The organism is Paenibacillus sp. FSL H8-0537 (assembly GCF_038051995.1).
Lineage (GTDB): Bacteria > Bacillota > Bacilli > Paenibacillales > Paenibacillaceae > Pristimantibacillus.
In genome coordinates this window covers 652,769-669,327 of sequence record NZ_CP150290.1, presented here as the reverse complement: position 1 = coordinate 669,327, position 16,559 = coordinate 652,769, and the positions used below count along the sequence as shown (strand labels likewise).

Here is a 16,559-nt window from a genome sequence, read left to right as displayed (position 1 = left end):
GCGCTTTTAGGTACTACACCCCTTTGCTCGGTCTTACTCTTCCCGAAGGGAAACAACACTTATAATGATTTAACCTTGAACTGACCTAGTTCGTCCTGTAATTTGTTGGATAACTGATTTAATTCCTTTGAAAGGGCAGCAACCTGTTCAATGCTATCGAGTTGCTCCTGCGTACTTGCGCTCACTTCCTCTGTAGAAGCAGAATTCTCTTCTGTGGTGGAAGAAATGATCTCTAGCGCCTGAAGGATCTCCTCCTTGTGCTGATGCACATTGGTGGTACTGCTGGCAATCTTGAGCATGCGCAGCTTCAGGTCTTCCAGGTCCTTGTTGATGCCGAAGAAGACTTGCTTCGTATCCTCTACGGCTTGGGTATTTTCCTCCGCAATTTTCATACCACGCATAGTATGTTCGACTGAAAGCTTCGTTTGCTCTTCAATAAGGTGTACTTTCTTGTTAATTTCCTCTGTTGCCAGAGCGGTCTGCTCCGCAAGCTTGCGAACCTCCTGGGCAACGACAGCGAATCCACGACCATTTTCACCGGCACGTGCAGCCTCAATGGAGGCGTTGAGCGCAAGCAGGTTCGTTTGAGCTGCAATCTGTTTCACCGTTTCCACAAAATTAGATATTTCATTTCGGCTAAGATCAATCTCTTGGATAATAGAGGAGACGGCCTGCGTGGAACGATGGTTTTCCTCAGACCATAACGATAATTGTTCGACCACTGCGAGTCCTTGGCCGCTCTGACCGACTGCTGTCTGCACCATCGCTTCCATGACCCCAGTATCAGCTGCCATTTCATCAATATGACCGGATAACGCTCCTGTTTTGTTTAAAATACTTTCCGTATGGACTGACTGATAGTTTGTTGCATTGGCGATCTCATTAACGGCTGTAGATGTATCGTTCATGGTTATTGCCGTTCTTGCGGATATGGACTGCAGATCATTGGATGACTGATTCAGGACTTGCGCCGAGTTACCAACAAGCTGGAGCATCCCCTGAATCTTTTGCACCATCGTATTCAGCCCGTTAGCGATCTGTCCAATCTCATTATTGGACTTTGCATCCAGTTGCACCGTCAGGTCCCCTTGCTCAATCAACTTAATCTTGGACAACAGCTGCGGTATGGCGCGTAACAGATAACGAAGGGTGATGTAACAAATGATGACGAGCAAGAGGGTTGCAGCTACAAATGCGCCCAGCGTAATCCATGTGAACGTCCTTAATTCAGCGAGAACCTCTTTCTCCGATATTGTTAAACCCACGGACCATCCCGTATCTTTACTGGTGGCATAGCCGATATAACGGCGTTCCCCATTATCGTTATAAAGCTGTATACCCGACTCTCCAGCAATCATTTTTTTGCCGATCTTGGCCAGTTCACCAGGGTCAGCAGTAATCTTCTCCTTCAAAACCTTCTCCTGATCCGGATGGTACAGAATATCCCCATCCTTGGAGATCAGAATGGAGCGGCCTGTACTTCCCAGAGAGTAACTTTCCATAATGGACGGAATATCCTCGAAGGCAATATCCGCCGCTGCGAAGCCAATCATTTCATTATTCTCATTCTTGATAGGGTAAAAGATTCCTATTAATACTTTTTTCAAACTGACATCTACATATGGCTCAGAGTAGTACAGCCCGTTAGCCTCCAATACAGGCTTGTAATACGGGCGGCTTTGAATGTCAAAATCTGCTGCGGACGCCGCACCATCATTTTGCAGCCAGAACCCCTTTCCATCCAAGCTTGCAATCCAGGCATCCGCAAACGAGGGCTCTTCTTTGACAATAGCTGCAAGCGTCTTCTGAGTGGCTGCCGCGAACGTAGAACTGGTCGCGTCCTCTGAGGACTCCGTTGTTTCTATGTACTGCTGGAATAGCTCGTTGGTCGACATTTGCTTTACAAGCGACCCTTTTTCTTTAAATAGTGCATCGAATTGACTAACAACTGCCTGCGTCTTCGTCTGAAGAATAACTTCTTGTTGGTTAAGCAGGATGTTTCGAGTGCTGGAAAAAATGAATGTCCCCAAAATAGCAAAGACAACGACGATAATAACCAACAGAACTATGGACAGTGTGTTTGCCATACTGGACGTTCGCTTTCCCTTCAATCCCCACATTTTCAAAACGTTTAACATGCTGCATCTCTCCAGTTGATATGATAGGATCAAAACACTTATGTATTATGTCGGTACTATGAGATGAATAATTTAGATACATGTTAGGTTGACAATCAAAAAAAACTGGGACTAATGTCCCTGACTATTAGCGAAATAGAGCAGCGCTTTTTTATAGAGGGCACCTAAGTAGTGAAGAGAATGACACTTACCAGAACAAGCATTCTTATGTTAATATATAGTAAAAAAGGAGGGGTTATCATGATAGCACAAAATGAAAAAGAAACTTTATTATTGAATAGTGACATAAACTTTAAATCATTACTTGAATTAATTGAATCTGTACCCAGCAGAAAAAGGGGCATTTCTATTGAAACCCCGGAAAGAGATAAGAATTTTCGTGATATAGTCATGCATCTATATGAATGGCATGCAATGCTAGAGAGATGGTATAGAGAAGGTATGGACGGCGATACTCCTTTCATGCCAGCACCTGGTTATAAATGGAGTACCCTCAAACTGCTTAATATGAATATTTGGGAAAAATATCAGGACGTTACGTTGAATCACGCTATTAAAAAATTGAAGTTAAGCCATGAAAGAATAATGGCACTAATTAATCTGCATACTAATGAAGAAATCATGATAAAGAACTATTATAACTGGACAAAAACGAGTAATTTATACAGCTATTTTGCAGCAAACACTTCGAATCATTACATTTGGGCTATTAAAAAATGTGAAGATATCGCAAAGTCAGCCAACGCGTCCGCTGTCGCAGGCTTAGGTTAAACCTCATTTTTCACGTAAAAAAAGAACCGGCTATCTTTTCGATAACCTGTTCTTGATAGTTGGTATTGCGTTTTATGGGTCTGTCAAATCTTTTGTGTAAACTCTTTTAATAGGCTTCTCCCCGCGGGGAGAAGATGAAAAATCATTTGAGAAAATGACCGATGCGATCCGGGAAGAAGACGGATAGCTGGAGGAGCATTTGTCCCCAGTTTTGTACGCGGCCGGTCCATTTACGGGTCACGTCCATCGTGGCCAAGTAAAGCATCTTGAGCAAGGATTCATCCGTTGGAAAGATGCTTTTACCTTTGGTCACCTTGCGCGGCTGACGGTGGTAGCTCTCAATGATGTTCGTCGTGTAGATAATCTTGCGGATTTCAGCAGGATACTTAAAGAACGTAGCGAGCTCATCCCAGTTATTGCGCCAGGATTTCACAATGAGCGGGTATTTCGTTCCCCATGTTTCCTCAAATCGATCGAGCTCCAGCAACGCCATCTCTTCGTTAACCGCCTTGTAGATGGGCTTTAGGTCCGCCGTGACCTTCTTGATGTCCTTGTAGGAGACAAACCGCGTGGAATTGCGGATCTGATGGATGATACACTTCTGGATTTCGGTCTGCGTATAACAGGCGGAGATGGCCTGCGTGAAGCCGCTCAAGTTATCGACGCAGGTAATGAGAATGTCTTGTACACCGCGGTTTTTCAGATCATTCAGGACGTTAAGCCAGAACTTAGAGGACTCATTTTCGCCGATCCACATGCCGAGCACATCTTTACAACCCTCCAGGTCAATGCCAATAACCATGTAAGCCGCCTTATTCACGATAGCCCCATCTTGCTTGACCTTGAAGTGAATGGCATCGAGAAAAATAACGGCGTACAGGGCAATGATTTGATCCTCGATACCCGTCACGTTGGACTGGTGCTTCTTCACGACAAGTGGCTCAAAAGCGCCATCGCGGTCACGAGGGACGTTAATTTCTTGTTCACCATACTCGCTAACGATGCTCTTTTTGCTCTTACCATTGCGACTATTCTTCGTCTGCTTGTTTTGAACCTCATGCTTTTGGTAACCCAAATGCGTATCCATTTCGGCCTCGAGCATCTCTTGTAGCGTCTCGGCGAACAGATCCTTCAATGCATTTTGGGCATCTTGTGCGGATACCAATTTGTTCTCTTTAATGAAAGCTCGTAGCTGCTCTTTCGTCCATAATCCCATGTGTACTCCCCAACCTTTCGTATACTACCATTTTAATGGGTTTAGGAGTTTACACAATCTATTTTACAGACTCCGTTTTATCTTAATGATACTTAATCAGCTCCTCAAGCTCATCAACCAATACTTTTGCAAGCTCAAAATCAGTATCCTTTAAAGCCAGCTCTATTTTCATTTCAACCGATCTTTTATTTTGTTCCGCTACAAGATAGTCCCTATCGAAATGACTAGCATAAATCATCTGTCTAAATTTTTTAATAGTCATTTTCCTAATCGTCTTATTCTCAATGATTAAAACATAATCCATACCATTTACAACAGAATAAAAATCATGAGAAATCATCAGAATCGCACCTTTATAGCCTTCAATAGCTTTCTCCAGTGCTATTTGGGAATAGATGTCTAAGTGGCTTGTCGGTTCATCAAGAAGCAATACGTTTGCTTTACTGGCAGCAGCTTTAGCCAATTGCAGCATATTTTTTTCTCCACCAGATAGAGATTGTATCTTTTGATTAACGATTTCTCCTTCAAAACCATAGTTTGCAATATACGTTCTAACTTCATCATAAGTTTTAAACCCAGCGTCGATGAATTCTTCTAGTATTGTATTAGATACCTTTAGCACTTCGCCTTGATTTTGAGATAAATAAGCCACTTTAACACCAGCATTTATTTCAATTGATTCATGATTATTTTTAAAAATATCTCGGAGTAAAGTCGTTTTCCCGGTACCGTTCGAACCAATAATGGCTACTTTATCCGTAGATTTTATCTCAAAGTCAACATTGTCTAAAAGCAATTCATCAAAGGCAACACTATAATTATTCACATTTACAACAATGGCGTCTTCCATTTCATTATCCATACCAAAACTAATATTCGGCTGCTTAATATCAACAAATGGTGCTTTAATTCTACGTGCTTCCAATCTCTCTTGAAACCTGACTCTAGCTTTTAATGCTTTGCCTCTAGAAGCTTCTGAATTATAAGTTGCGATAGCTCTAAGATTATTAATGATATGGTCGTTTCTCTCTATTTCTTCATCCTCAGCGACTTTGAGCTCTTGCAGCTCAACTTTAGTCTGAAGTAATGAGAAGGTATAATCCATATAACGCCCATCAAACTCTTGGATCTCTGTGTTTTCGAGGTGTATAATTTTGTTGAAGCAATGATTCAAAAGATATCGGTTGTGCGTAACAACTAGCAGCATTCCCTTGTGAGAATTAATAAGATTTTTAAGCGCATTTAGGTTTTCAAAGTCTAGAAATACATCTGGTTCGTCCATAATCATTAAGTCTGGGCTACTAAGCATTTCCTTCATCACTTGAATGAGCTTGAATTCACCACCGCTCAGGTCAGATACGTTAAGATCTTTAAGCTTCATAAGGTTTGCTAGATTAAGTTTTTTATTAAGGTTGCTTTCAAAATCCTCCCCGCCAATTAAATCCAATGCGTCTAAAGCTAATTGATATTTTTCTAATAAGGAATCAATATCCGATGATGTTTCCATCTCCGTACAAATAGCTGTTATTTCATTTTGTAATTTAATAAATTCTTCCCCTATATATTCATAAACGGTTGTTTCTTTCGTTTTGTCGACTTGCGGAAATTGACTTACGTGTCCAATCTTGCAAGTCGGGTCTATTACTAACTTGCCTTCGAACAAATATCTTTCTGGATCCATTAAAATATCTATTAATGTACTTTTACCATTGCCACTTGTTCCTATAAAAGCGCAATGTTGTGCCTCCTCAAGCGTAAATGATATGTTTTTATATAGTTCTTTTTGCGGAAATGAGAAGGATAAGTTATCAACTTTTATCATAGTATTTCCTTTCTCTATAACTAAAATGGTGACTATTAGTAGGTGTATGGCAAGCTATAGCTCCCGAGTTTACCTTTGTTAGAGTAACACTGTTAACAACCAACTTCAATCGGTTAGGCGAATAAAAAGATATGTTAAATTCACACTATACGGTCAGCCCGATTTATCCGATAAAGTAAGAAGAGCTGCATGGAGCATCCAATCCGCTCATTCTGTATCAATACACCTAAAGGAGATGTCTGCTAATGCAATACCAGTTTTGCCAACAGGTCACGATTGTGGATATGAACGATGAAATTATTTCGGAAGTTTTGTTCGATCATGGAAAGTTCGAAACGGCTGCCTTGTCGATCGGGTCCTCCGTTCTAATTCAACAAGTAGGATTGAAGGAATTCAATGTCGTTTACGATAAAAGGGATGGCAAAATCGCTCGTTATCAAATCACGGATATCGAAATCGATCTCATCGCGCGACCGACGCTCACGCGAGTTTACCTCGAGCCGGTGAAGCTTATCGTCGGCCAGCATGATATCGGGATGATTCTTTAAACGAATTAGCAAATTTGGGCCGCTGCAGCTCTTCAACCCACGTCCGGCGCGGTCTCCCATCTCTTATTCTTAGAGCAAGTCCAATCAACGTGCTTCCATGAGAAGGACCGCGTGCCGTCTAGGCTGCAAGCGGTTTCCTTGTTGATTTCAAGCATAAAAAATACATCGCCCCGAGCATTCAGCCCCATGGCGATGTATTCAAGATACACATACTATAAATGCTTCTCAGCTCTTACTCTTCCCCCACCGCCACCGGATTCCCGCTATCCGAGCTCCAATCGCTCCAACTCCCTGCATAAAGCTTCACATTCTTAAACCCTGCCTCCTGCAGCGCAAAAAAGTTAGGCGTAGCGGTCACACCTGATCCACAGTACACAATGATCTCATCGTCCTTCGAAAGCCCCGCAAAGCGCTCCGCCTGCTCCTCTGGCGATTTCCACACACCATCCACCTGGCGGCTTTCCACCCAAAATTTTCACCGTGTCTACTTTTTTAGTCTAAAAACATATAATAGAATGTAAGGTTTGAATACATCACTTTATGACCTAAGCGCCCCGGCGAATTTTTTTATGCTTAACAAACTGTAGAAATTAACGAATTAAAGCGTGCCTGGATCGCAAAAAACTTGAAAAACTTCATTATTTATTATGACATTTTCCAACTGAATTGTGTGTACTTTGATGTCAGTAATATTCAAGTTTTTACTTTCTTCAAATACTAAGACATGAAAGTATAACAAAAGTAATTCAACTACTTTTACAAGCTGGTTACTATCTTTTATTATATTTATTTCTTTGACAATGACTACACGCGTTAGATTAATGTAACTAATATTACTGGCGAAACTTTCGTCATTTTTATCTATTTTTGAATGGGCCGACTCTATCGTAAGTTTAAGTTCATCCGTTTCAACTAAGATATGTGAATCACTCATCTTCTTCATATTAAATCTAGTATCTGAAAATATTAACTCTAAACAGCGATAATCACCGTCCATATTAAATCGATCTTGTAATACCTTTAAGAAAAAATCAAACTCCATCCGATTCACTCCCTTGAATCCTAGTCCCTTAATAGCTGGGGACTTGGGTAGGTATCTATCTAAGTTGAACTAAAGAAAGCAATGGGAAGAAGGAAAAACGGAAAGAAAGGTTGGAACTGGAGAGAGTCACAGCTTTCCGTAGGAAAGCCGCTTCGTAAGCATTTGCTTAGCGTCCGCCTTTGTTTGCGGATTTTATCTTCCAAGAGGAATAGAATCAAGAAATCAGAAAACAACAGCGGCCGGAAGCCCAACCTTTCTCGCGGTGACAACCATCGCTTATTGCTAACTTTTTTCGTTCAACTTATATAGTAGAGGGTAATGGTTTAGCGCTGAAGAAGTTGGAACAAAAGGGGCTAAAAAATTTTTCAATAAAGATGGAATTAAGCAGAAGCGTTGTTTTGTTGGCATATGAACTCAAAAATTCTTCAGATGCCCTCCCCATTCGCTTAACAAATGATCAAAATTAGCAGTTTAAAGCGCTCTTGGATCGGAAAAAACTTGAAAAACTTGATTATTTACTGTTGCCTTCCCCAGCTTAATAGCATGTATTTCAATGTGACCCGTATCTAAGTTTTTACTGTCTTCAAATAATAAGATATGAAAGTATGACAAAATTAATTCAACTGCTTTGGCAAGGTCGTTGCTATCTTTTTTTATATTTATTACCTCAATGACGACTACACGTGATAATCTAGTGAAATTAATCATGCTTGCAAAATCCTCATCACTTCCATCTATCTTTGAATGAGCCGACTCTATCGTAAGTTTGATTGCATCCGTTTCAACTAAGATATGTGAATCACTCATCTTCTTCATATTAAATCTAGTATCTGAAAACATAAACTCTAAACTGTGATAATCACCGTCCATATTAAATCGATCTTGCATCACCCTCAAGAAAAAATCAAACTCCATCCAATTCACTCCTGTGAACCCAAGTCTCCCTAATATCTAGGGGACTTGGGTTGGTTTTTTTGTACTACTTTCTAGGTACTACTGATTTATATCCTCTACTATCAGTTAAAAGGGACCCATTTCTATTATTTAGAGAATTGGAGTAACGTTGCTCCCATCTCATTTGCTCAGTGGCAGAACGCCCATTATTCTCAAGGAATTCAGCTGATCTTGAAAACTTGGGGTAGAATTGAATATCATACTGGTATTTGTATCGATTGTAGGATAATTCTTTAGCTCTGAGAGCAGTTGGAACAAAGTGGGCATGAAATACTTTTCCGGTATTGTGATTATAAACCATAAATACAGTATACCCGTTTAAATCTAATGTTTCATCTGCAATTGTTGCGTCGACTTTAGTCCCGCCTTGAAAATTCCCCAAATGTCTATTTACTTTTCCAGTAGCTGATGAGGTTACATTGTAAACGACCATAACACTACCTTTAACATTGAGTGATGATGTGAAAATCTCCAAATCATTTGAGCTATTGTTGTTGTTGTTTTTAATCCGATTAGCAATTGTTTGTGTTAGAGCGCCCTCCATATGTTTTTGACCGGAAGTTGTTACGGAGGTGGAAGTACCAGTGAACTCAGCCCAGTTTGGCAGGGTTACCGCAGTAGTATCGGCAGGGTATGAAAGTGTACTGGTTGCTTTTTTTTGATTCAATAGCTCTGATACTGCAGCTGCTGTGGTTACTGCTAATGAACCGACCATGGTAAGCTCAATTGCAGTAATGGCTGAAGCACTTAGTCCATATACTCCAAGCACTACAAGTGGAAGGATTCTTGGTTGGACTGGGATTGCTTCCTCAAATACCACATTATTATCAAGATACTGTTGAATGCTTTGTTGATCAGCTTGCAGAATAACATCTGCTAATGATTCCATTGAAAATGTTGTTGAGAGTTCGCTAACAATGATCTCTCTCTTACTATATACCATTTCAGAAGAACCAATTGTTGTAGACCAATTGAATTTGTTGTCTGTATTTTTTAATGCAGTAATTTCGTAATAGGCATTTTCATCTGGAAATTCAATAAGAAGTTCCTTAGCATCAATAAAAACGAGTGCCACCTGATGAGAACCATGTACACTGACTAGTAACAACATACCCACCTATGTATTACTGCAGGACCTTCTGTGATTTACAGATCAATGAGCTTGAGGACCGTAAGCTCGGTCACTCCTGCTGTAGGCCAGAACTAAAGATACAACGTCTACACTTATCCTACCGCACAGCGTCAGCAACCCCAAGCTCTTACAATTCAACTCACCCCGACGAACCCTCATTGCTACCCAGAAACACTTGCTATCTGGTACATACTTACAGCTTAAATCCCCTATTTGGATATGCGCTCTCCCGAGACTTTCTTTCACTTTCAACTTCCTAAGTTTGGCTACTCCAAGAGAATGTATGTCCTCAATTCGACTTCAAACAGGCATACACGGACCACTCCGCTCCGACCGCCTAACGCCAGCAACTTCAAGCCAAAAGCTCATTTAAAGCTCTTGCCAACAAGGCGGTTTAACATCGTTTAACTGGTTAAAACCGGGTTTAACTCCATATTCATAAAACACTTTCAGCACACTACAGCCCTAGCTATCCAAGTCGTCCTGTGGACTTGCGCTGCTGTAAGAATCTCAAAAAGAATACCTTACTCCAGCCGCCATAACCTTTTCCGCAAGTTCCTCTATATCTTTTTCACGCCCAGCTATTGTCATGTTTTGGGCTGTACAGAATGCAAGAGCAAATGCTTGAAAAAATGAGTATACTGATAGATAAATAGGGAAAAGATAGTGTAAACCACATGTTGAGTAGGAGGAGTATTTATGGAGTATGAATCGCTTTCTGAATGGTTAGAACTTATTTTAGCTGGTGATAAATCTGTGTATCCTTTCTGCAGATTCCCTGATGATGAGTGGCTAGATGAATATATAAAGGATATCCCAAATGTTTCAACTAGAGAAATAAAAAAATTACTGAGAGCTTTGCTTGTACCGATAAACAGACCGCTAGACTTGTCAAACTATAACTCTTACATTACCATGAGAAACTCTAATATAGATGATTTTGTGACTAGGGCAAACGAAGCACTAGAAAGCGAGGTTTATAGGCGAATAGAAAACGGCCAAGATGCATGGGAAGGGTTAACATGGGTGTTAGAATTGTTACCGTCCTGTCCATACAATGCAATGAAAGCATTAGAAAGCTATTTGTATGCACAACCTAATTTACCTGATGACAGAATAATTGGTATTGAGCAGTGTTCAGAAATTATAATGGCTAAATTCATACAGTTTGAAAATCCTCTAGAAAAATTAATGATGTTAAAACCTGTAGAGTTTGAGTGGTTAATTGAGTATTTATATGAAAGTGTGGGATATGAAACAGAATGGACGAAAGCCACCCGTGATGGAGGAAAGGATATTATAGCTAATATTGAAAGAATTGATGGTGGAGAACAAGTTTATGTCGAATGCAAATTATATAAAACGACTAAATTAAAACTAGAAACAGTTAGAGCATTTCGAGATGTTATTATGGATAAAAAAGTGAACCGGGGCGTCATTTTCTGTACAGGATATGTAAACGATAATCTTAAAAAATTTGATAAAAGAATTCAAATCTGGTCATATGAAGATATTAATATTCTGTTGAATGCTCATTTGGGAAGCGATTGGGCGGAAAGATTGGACATACTTATTGAAAATAAAAGAAGAAAGTACGGGAAGTAATGATAAACCATATTTATAAACTTTTGATACAATGAAGGCCAGTGCTGAGGGTCCTTTGGGGGTCTGTCAACAATTTTGTGTAAACTCTGTTGAAGCAAAAGTTAACGAAGGTGCTGACTGATCCGTTCAGGGAGAAAGACGGAGAGTTGGAGGAGTATTTGTCCCCAATTCTGCACACGTCCTGTCCACTTTCGGGTAACGTCCATGGTCGCCAAATAAAGCATTTTGAGGAGGGACTCGTCGGTGGAGAAAATGCTTTTTCCCTTTGTTACTTTCCGAAGCTGACGGTGGTAGCTCTCGATCATATTGGTCGTATAAATGAGCTTGCGAATCTCAGGTGGATATTTGAAATAGGTGGCGAACTCATCCCAGTTGGTACGCCAGGAGCTCACCATGAGTTGTATTTGCTTCCCCATTGTTCTTCAAAGCGATCTAATTCGAGTAGAGCGGCTTCTTCAGTGACCGCTTTGTAGATCGGCTTTAAGTCAGCCGTTACCTTTTTCAGATCCTTGTACGAAACGTAACGGATGGAGTTGCGGATTTGGTGAATGATACATTTCTGAATCTCGGTGTTCGGATAACAGGCCGAGATCGCCTGAGAGAAGCCCGTGAGGTTATCCACACAGGTGATCAGAATGTCCTGTACACCCCGGTTTTTAAGCTCGTTTAAGACACTGAGCCAAAATTTAGCGGACTCATTTTCCCCAATCCACATGCCTAATACGTCCTTATTGCCATCTAAATCAATGCCAATGACCATGTAGGCTGCCTTGTTCACAATGGCTCCGTCTTGCTTCACTTTGTAATGAATCGCATCCATAAATACGACCGCGTAGTTGCCCTGCAACGGCCGATTCTGCCATTCTTTAATGAGGGGTACGATTTTGTTCGTCACGTTCGAAATCATCCTGGGTGAGACGTCTATTCCGTACAGATGATGGAGGTGATTCCCAATATCCCTCGTACTGACACCTTTCGCGTACATGGCGATGATTTGGTCCTCAATGCCAGCGACGGTGGACTGATGCTTCTTTACAATCACGGGCTCAGACTCACCTTGACGATCACGAGGGACGGTAATCTCCACTTCGCCGTATTCGGTCGTTACCGTCTTTTTCGTTTTCCCGTTACGGCTATTACGTGTCGTTTTGTTCTTCACATCATGCTTCTCATAACCTAGCTCCGTATCGAGCTCGGCCTCCAGCATGGATTGCAGCGCAGCGTCTCTGCAAATAGCTCCTTCAATGCCGACTGCACAACTTCCATCGTTTTGAGGTTGTTTTCCTTCACAAACGCCTTCACTTGTTCCTTATTGAATCTCGCCATCGGTGCCATCCCCTCAAACCAGCCTTTCTTTTATTGTAATAGGTTTTGAGAGTTTATACAGAATATTTTACAGACTCCTCCAAATCAGGCATAGGCTTTTCAGTTTCTAGATTTTGTATTCAGAGGTTACACTTTTAAATTGACAGTGTCTTGAGCTACATTCAGATTTCTTTACCCTATTACTTCCAATAGAGCTGTATCCATTTGCTCTTTGGTTACAATCAGTAGATTCGAAGTATTGAATGTATTTTTCTCAGCGTAGCGAAGATATTGAAGGTATCGGACTAATTTAACAAATGCCCTAAGTTTTTCGTCTGACCACGGAATGACTATCCCAAATCTTCCAAGAGCTGAGGCATTAATAGCTCCACCCATTAAATGCTTTCTGCTAACTAAATGCTCTATTTCAACCGCCAAAAAACATCTTGCATTATGGTTCATATAAAGGATATCTTCATATTGGCTAGGAAGAACAAATCCATCTCCATATCTTTCTAAATTGATATGGTTATATTCAACCAACCTCCTCAAAAATCCTTCGATTTCGGGATTTAATAACATATCATCATATATATGCCCTAAGCGTTCGTGAGTTGCAAATGGACCTACTGCTACATCTAACCGTGGAGAATAGATTGAGAGATTATATTCATCCCTCATTGAAGACCATTCTTCCTGAATAGCATCAATATTAAATAATTGCTTTAAATTATCTTTCAGTTGTATTTGGTATGAACGAAGTTCATCGTTTCTAAATCTCCCCCGTGGCACTTTCATAAAATCATTCCTTTCAAGTCAGTTACTTCTAAATATTCTTGTACCCACGAAACCAAGACGATCAAGGTTGGACTGGGTTGCCCCGCAAGTGTGGTGCATCCTACATTACTCTCAAGTTTTTTCAGTAAATGCTTCACAAATGAATTGTGCATTTTTTAAAAAAATCTGTTTTCTCTTAAAATCCCCTTGTCTTAGCAAACAAGTAATTTCAACGTGACCTTGTGGAATTGCACAACATTTATTACAAAGCTGCGGTTTCTCAATATTATACAATAATTCTTGAACAGTCCCAAGAGTATCTCGGTCGAATAATCCCCTCAAGAATTCAAATATTATTTCTAAAGATTCATTGACTTGTTCCATATCATATCCTAATTGCTTAGCTATTTTTAATGTTGTGTTGCATATTCTATAGATTTCAACACCACAAGCAAAATAATAAACAATTGAGGTATATGTGGAATTCTTTTCTTCTTCATTAATTAGTAATGCTCTATTTGTAACTTCTATTGGGAAACTCATTAGTCCACCTAATGGGTTAGCGTGTTTTGACATTGAAAATCTTTTGTAATTTGATTGTTCCGCATTCAATTCATTCTGATTCAAGTATAATGATCGAAATAAGAAACTTACTTTCCATGGTTTTGTATGCTCTTTATCATGATTTAGCCACTCATCAGCATGTGTATCATCCAAAGCTATATACATAAGGTCTAATCTCATTTCAATTAGATTCAAAAGCAATATAGAGGCATCTCTTCTATGTCCTAATGTAATTAATAGTTTAATAGAACCACTACATTCAAGCATTCTCTTCATAATGACAATACCAATAAAAAGGGAGGGTTTAGTTTTTTTAATCCTTTTGGATTCAGAGACCACTTCAGATAGAACTTTATTACTTATATGCTGGAGTTCCTCCACTACTTCAATGTATTTACTAAGTTTTAAATCTATTAATTTTTGTGGAATCTTTATCCTCAAATTCGACAACCACCTTTTTTAAAATTCCCCCGTGTCATATAACGTTCTTGCATTCACGACGGCGAGAGGCTTAAGGTCACGAAGTGACCGACTGCGCTTGCGCAGTCAGCCAGTCTAGCAGATGTTGTCCGCCTGAATCCGCTTCTTTGAAAATGCTTCGGGCGGACCGAGAACCGAATGACCCAAAGTGTGAACACGGTGTTAAACGTAGTCACTGCCGTCTTGAATGACTCACGTTATTCTTGTTCTCGTCTGTTCTTAATATCTTTAAATCGTGGTCTAAGATGATATAGAATTTCAAGTATTGCTTGTAAAAAATCCAATGAATCTTCTGCGTCTTCTAAAGTTATCTTTTTGCTGGTTGCATGAGCCCCTTGATTCCTTAAAAACCTTAATTCATTTGACCACTCTAAAAGTTCTTCACTAATAAATCCATTATCCTTCATCATTTTCAATCCCGAGTTTATTGTCTTGGAATCTGGAACAAAATCTTTACAAATTGCCTCTAAAGATCTTCCGACCATTACTACTACTGCTATTGCTGCTTTCGCTTTCTCGCATCTTACTGCTTCATCATAGGATTCTCTTACAATTTGAGGAATGCTATAATTTACTATTCTTTCATCTTTAGGAAACACACACATATCAAAGTCCCAGTAAATAAATCCTATACCAAATATATCTTCTTTATAAAATAGAGATGGTCGTCTGCATTTGTTACACAACGAAAAAGCGTACTCTTTATCATCTTCATTCTTTCTATTTACATCTTCATAAGTACATATTATAGAAAATAATTACTTATCTTTACAATACGAACAATATGTAATGAATTGTCGGCTTTCTTTACTCAAAATAAATACCCCCAAATAATTGTTTTTAAGAATTATAACGATTTATCTTAACATTAAGTTTGCGAACTTCATGAAATTCCTAGTATAGCTTATTCCAAAACCTATCGACCATATCTCTATTTGAATTATCTTTCATCACAACAGCTAGGAACAGGGTGAATATATGGCGAGACGAACTTTTTCACTTAATTTTTCGCCGTCACTTATGATACGTTTCAACTCGATTAATTCTCAGCATTAATGTTGATATTCCGTTGATTCGCATCAAATGTTCTTCACTTGTTGATTCAATGCATATCTTTGTTCGAGAAACATTGAACATGTTCTATAATAAAAGTGTAAGAATATATTCTGGACAATCACGCTGTAAGTATTTTCACTAATCAGACGTTGACTCCGTGTTGATTCCGTGTTGACTTCGAGCATAAAAAATACATCGCCCAAGGCATAAGCCCCATATGGCGATGTATTCATGAGCCGCATACTATAAATACCTCTCAGCTTTTAATCTTCCCCCACCGCCACCGGATTCCCACTATCCGAGCTCCAATCGCTCCAACTCCCTGCATAAAGCTTCACATTCTTAAACCCGGCCTCCTGCAGCGCAAAAAAGTTCGGCGTAGCGGTAACGCCAGAACCGCAGTAAACGATAATCTCATCATCCTTCGAAAGCCCCGCAAAGCGTTCCGCCTGCTCCTCTGGCGACTTCCACACGCCATCCACATGACGACTTTCCACCCAAAAATGATTAATCGCTCCCGGAATATGTCCGGCCGCCGGGTCCATCGGCTCAACTTCCCCCCGATAGCGAGGCGCTTCACGCGAATCAATAATCACGATCCCGTCCTTGCCGATGCTCTCCTTCACATAAGAGCGGCTTACTAGAATCTCATCCCGCAAAGCTGGCTCAAAAATAACCCCTTTCACCGCAACTGGCTCTTCTGAGCTAACGGGATAATCTACTGCTTGCCAAGCAGTGAATCCGCCTTCCAGCACATACACTTGCCCCTCATGTCCCATCCACTCAAGCAGCCAGCGCAGGCGCGAGGCCATGGCTCCGCCTTGGTTATCGTAAGCGACTACTGTCGCATGATTGTCAATTCCAATCCGCCCCAGAAAAGCGGCCAACACTTCCGGCTCTGGCAAAGGATGGCGTCCGCCTTCTCCATCAGGGCGCTTCGGCCCCGACAAATCATGGCTAAGATTGGCATAATAAGCACCCGGAATGTGGGCCTCCTCATAAGATTTCCGGCCAGTTTCAGGCTCAGTCAGCAAATAACGTGTATCGACAATTACTGTATTTTCAGCGCCCAAACGCTCAAGCAGCCAATCTACCTTTTTAAAATAAGTCATTCCGCTCAGCTCCTCCAACCTATTGTCTGGCTTATCC

The 16,559-nt window shown here is 40.4% G+C and carries 13 protein-coding genes and 2 pseudogenes; 3 read left to right on the top strand and 12 right to left on the bottom strand.

Features of this window, described 5'->3' with window-relative positions:
- Positions 1-59: 59 nt before the first annotated feature.
- The gene (locus MHB80_RS02810; protein WP_341280740.1) at positions 60-2,138 is read right to left on the bottom strand and encodes a methyl-accepting chemotaxis protein; all 2,079 of its coding nucleotides are present in this window, start codon (positions 2,136-2,138) and stop codon (positions 60-62) included.
- Positions 2,139-2,378: 240 nt separating this feature from the next.
- Here MHB80_RS02810 and MHB80_RS02805 point away from each other — a divergent pair, with 240 nt between their 5' ends.
- Positions 2,379-2,909: a ClbS/DfsB family four-helix bundle protein gene (locus tag MHB80_RS02805; protein ID WP_341280739.1), complete on the top strand. Its 531-nt coding sequence runs from the start codon at positions 2,379-2,381 to the stop codon at positions 2,907-2,909.
- A gap of 142 nt (positions 2,910-3,051) precedes the next feature.
- On the opposite strand, the gene MHB80_RS02800 is transcribed toward MHB80_RS02805, so the two are convergent.
- Positions 3,052-4,125, bottom strand: coding sequence for an IS256 family transposase (locus MHB80_RS02800; RefSeq protein ID WP_341280738.1), 1,074 nt, complete (start codon positions 4,123-4,125; stop codon positions 3,052-3,054).
- An 82-nt stretch (positions 4,126-4,207) separates the two neighbouring features.
- The gene (locus MHB80_RS02795; RefSeq protein ID WP_341280737.1) at positions 4,208-5,947 is read right to left on the bottom strand and encodes an ATP-binding cassette domain-containing protein; all 1,740 of its coding nucleotides are present in this window, start codon (positions 5,945-5,947) and stop codon (positions 4,208-4,210) included.
- A gap of 245 nt (positions 5,948-6,192) precedes the next feature.
- Between MHB80_RS02795 and MHB80_RS02790 the strand changes: the two genes are divergently transcribed.
- The gene (locus MHB80_RS02790; protein ID WP_341280736.1) at positions 6,193-6,495 is read left to right on the top strand and encodes a hypothetical protein; all 303 of its coding nucleotides are present in this window, start codon (positions 6,193-6,195) and stop codon (positions 6,493-6,495) included.
- Between the two features lie 232 nt (positions 6,496-6,727).
- Here MHB80_RS02790 and MHB80_RS02785 read toward each other — a convergent pair.
- From MHB80_RS02785 to MHB80_RS02770, 4 genes and pseudogenes are all read right to left on the bottom strand, one after another.
- Positions 6,728-6,943, bottom strand: a pseudogene (locus tag MHB80_RS02785) (rhodanese-like domain-containing protein); the annotation flags it as partial.
- Positions 6,944-7,093: 150 nt separating this feature from the next.
- On the bottom strand, positions 7,094-7,537 hold the full coding sequence (locus MHB80_RS02780) for a hypothetical protein (protein WP_341280735.1): 444 nt from the start codon (positions 7,535-7,537) through the stop codon (positions 7,094-7,096).
- Between the two features lie 471 nt (positions 7,538-8,008).
- A complete protein-coding gene (locus MHB80_RS02775; RefSeq protein WP_341280734.1) occupies positions 8,009-8,452 on the bottom strand; it encodes a hypothetical protein in 444 nt (147 codons plus the stop codon).
- 64 nt (positions 8,453-8,516) lie between these two features.
- Positions 8,517-9,602 carry a hypothetical protein gene (locus tag MHB80_RS02770; RefSeq protein ID WP_341280733.1) on the bottom strand — a complete coding sequence of 362 codons (1,086 nt, stop codon included), beginning with the start codon at positions 9,600-9,602 and terminating at the stop codon, positions 8,517-8,519.
- A 720-nt stretch (positions 9,603-10,322) separates the two neighbouring features.
- Between MHB80_RS02770 and MHB80_RS02765 the strand changes: the two genes are divergently transcribed.
- Positions 10,323-11,228, top strand: coding sequence for a restriction endonuclease (locus MHB80_RS02765; RefSeq protein WP_341280732.1), 906 nt, complete (start codon positions 10,323-10,325; stop codon positions 11,226-11,228).
- A gap of 101 nt (positions 11,229-11,329) precedes the next feature.
- Here MHB80_RS02765 and MHB80_RS02760 read toward each other — a convergent pair.
- The 5 genes and pseudogenes from MHB80_RS02760 to MHB80_RS02740 form a co-directional block, all read right to left on the bottom strand.
- Positions 11,330-12,554: pseudogene (locus MHB80_RS02760) on the bottom strand (IS256 family transposase).
- A 171-nt stretch (positions 12,555-12,725) separates the two neighbouring features.
- Positions 12,726-13,331 carry a hypothetical protein gene (locus MHB80_RS02755; RefSeq protein WP_341280731.1) on the bottom strand — a complete coding sequence of 202 codons (606 nt, stop codon included), beginning with the start codon at positions 13,329-13,331 and terminating at the stop codon, positions 12,726-12,728.
- A gap of 111 nt (positions 13,332-13,442) precedes the next feature.
- Positions 13,443-14,315 carry a hypothetical protein gene (locus tag MHB80_RS02750; protein WP_341280730.1) on the bottom strand — a complete coding sequence of 291 codons (873 nt, stop codon included), beginning with the start codon at positions 14,313-14,315 and terminating at the stop codon, positions 13,443-13,445.
- 236 nt (positions 14,316-14,551) lie between these two features.
- Complete coding sequence (locus MHB80_RS02745; RefSeq protein ID WP_341280729.1) at positions 14,552-14,953, bottom strand: DUF4145 domain-containing protein; 402 nt, start codon at positions 14,951-14,953, stop codon at positions 14,552-14,554.
- Positions 14,954-15,673: 720 nt separating this feature from the next.
- Complete coding sequence (locus MHB80_RS02740) at positions 15,674-16,522, bottom strand: sulfurtransferase (protein WP_341280728.1); 849 nt, start codon at positions 16,520-16,522, stop codon at positions 15,674-15,676.
- Positions 16,523-16,559 lie beyond the last annotated feature (37 nt).

What these genes read in the sequence shown, in the direction of transcription:
- MHB80_RS02810 (WP_341280740.1), bottom strand. Translation starts at nt 2,138, where the DNA reads ATGTTAAACGTTTTGAAAATGTGGGGATTGAAGGGAAAGCGAACGTCC.
- MHB80_RS02805 (WP_341280739.1), top strand. Translation starts at nt 2,379, where the DNA reads ATGATAGCACAAAATGAAAAAGAAACTTTATTATTGAATAGTGACATA.
- MHB80_RS02800 (WP_341280738.1), bottom strand. Translation starts at nt 4,125, where the DNA reads ATGGGATTATGGACGAAAGAGCAGCTACGAGCTTTCATTAAAGAGAAC.
- MHB80_RS02795 (WP_341280737.1), bottom strand. Translation starts at nt 5,947, where the DNA reads ATGATAAAAGTTGATAACTTATCCTTCTCATTTCCGCAAAAAGAACTA.
- MHB80_RS02790 (WP_341280736.1), top strand. Translation starts at nt 6,193, where the DNA reads ATGCAATACCAGTTTTGCCAACAGGTCACGATTGTGGATATGAACGAT.
- MHB80_RS02780 (WP_341280735.1), bottom strand. Translation starts at nt 7,537, where the DNA reads ATGGAGTTTGATTTTTTCTTAAAGGTATTACAAGATCGATTTAATATG.
- MHB80_RS02775 (WP_341280734.1), bottom strand. Translation starts at nt 8,452, where the DNA reads ATGGAGTTTGATTTTTTCTTGAGGGTGATGCAAGATCGATTTAATATG.
- MHB80_RS02770 (WP_341280733.1), bottom strand. Translation starts at nt 9,602, where the DNA reads ATGTTGTTACTAGTCAGTGTACATGGTTCTCATCAGGTGGCACTCGTT.
- MHB80_RS02765 (WP_341280732.1), top strand. Translation starts at nt 10,323, where the DNA reads ATGGAGTATGAATCGCTTTCTGAATGGTTAGAACTTATTTTAGCTGGT.
- MHB80_RS02755 (WP_341280731.1), bottom strand. Translation starts at nt 13,331, where the DNA reads ATGAAAGTGCCACGGGGGAGATTTAGAAACGATGAACTTCGTTCATAC.
- MHB80_RS02740 (WP_341280728.1), bottom strand. Translation starts at nt 16,522, where the DNA reads ATGACTTATTTTAAAAAGGTAGATTGGCTGCTTGAGCGTTTGGGCGCT.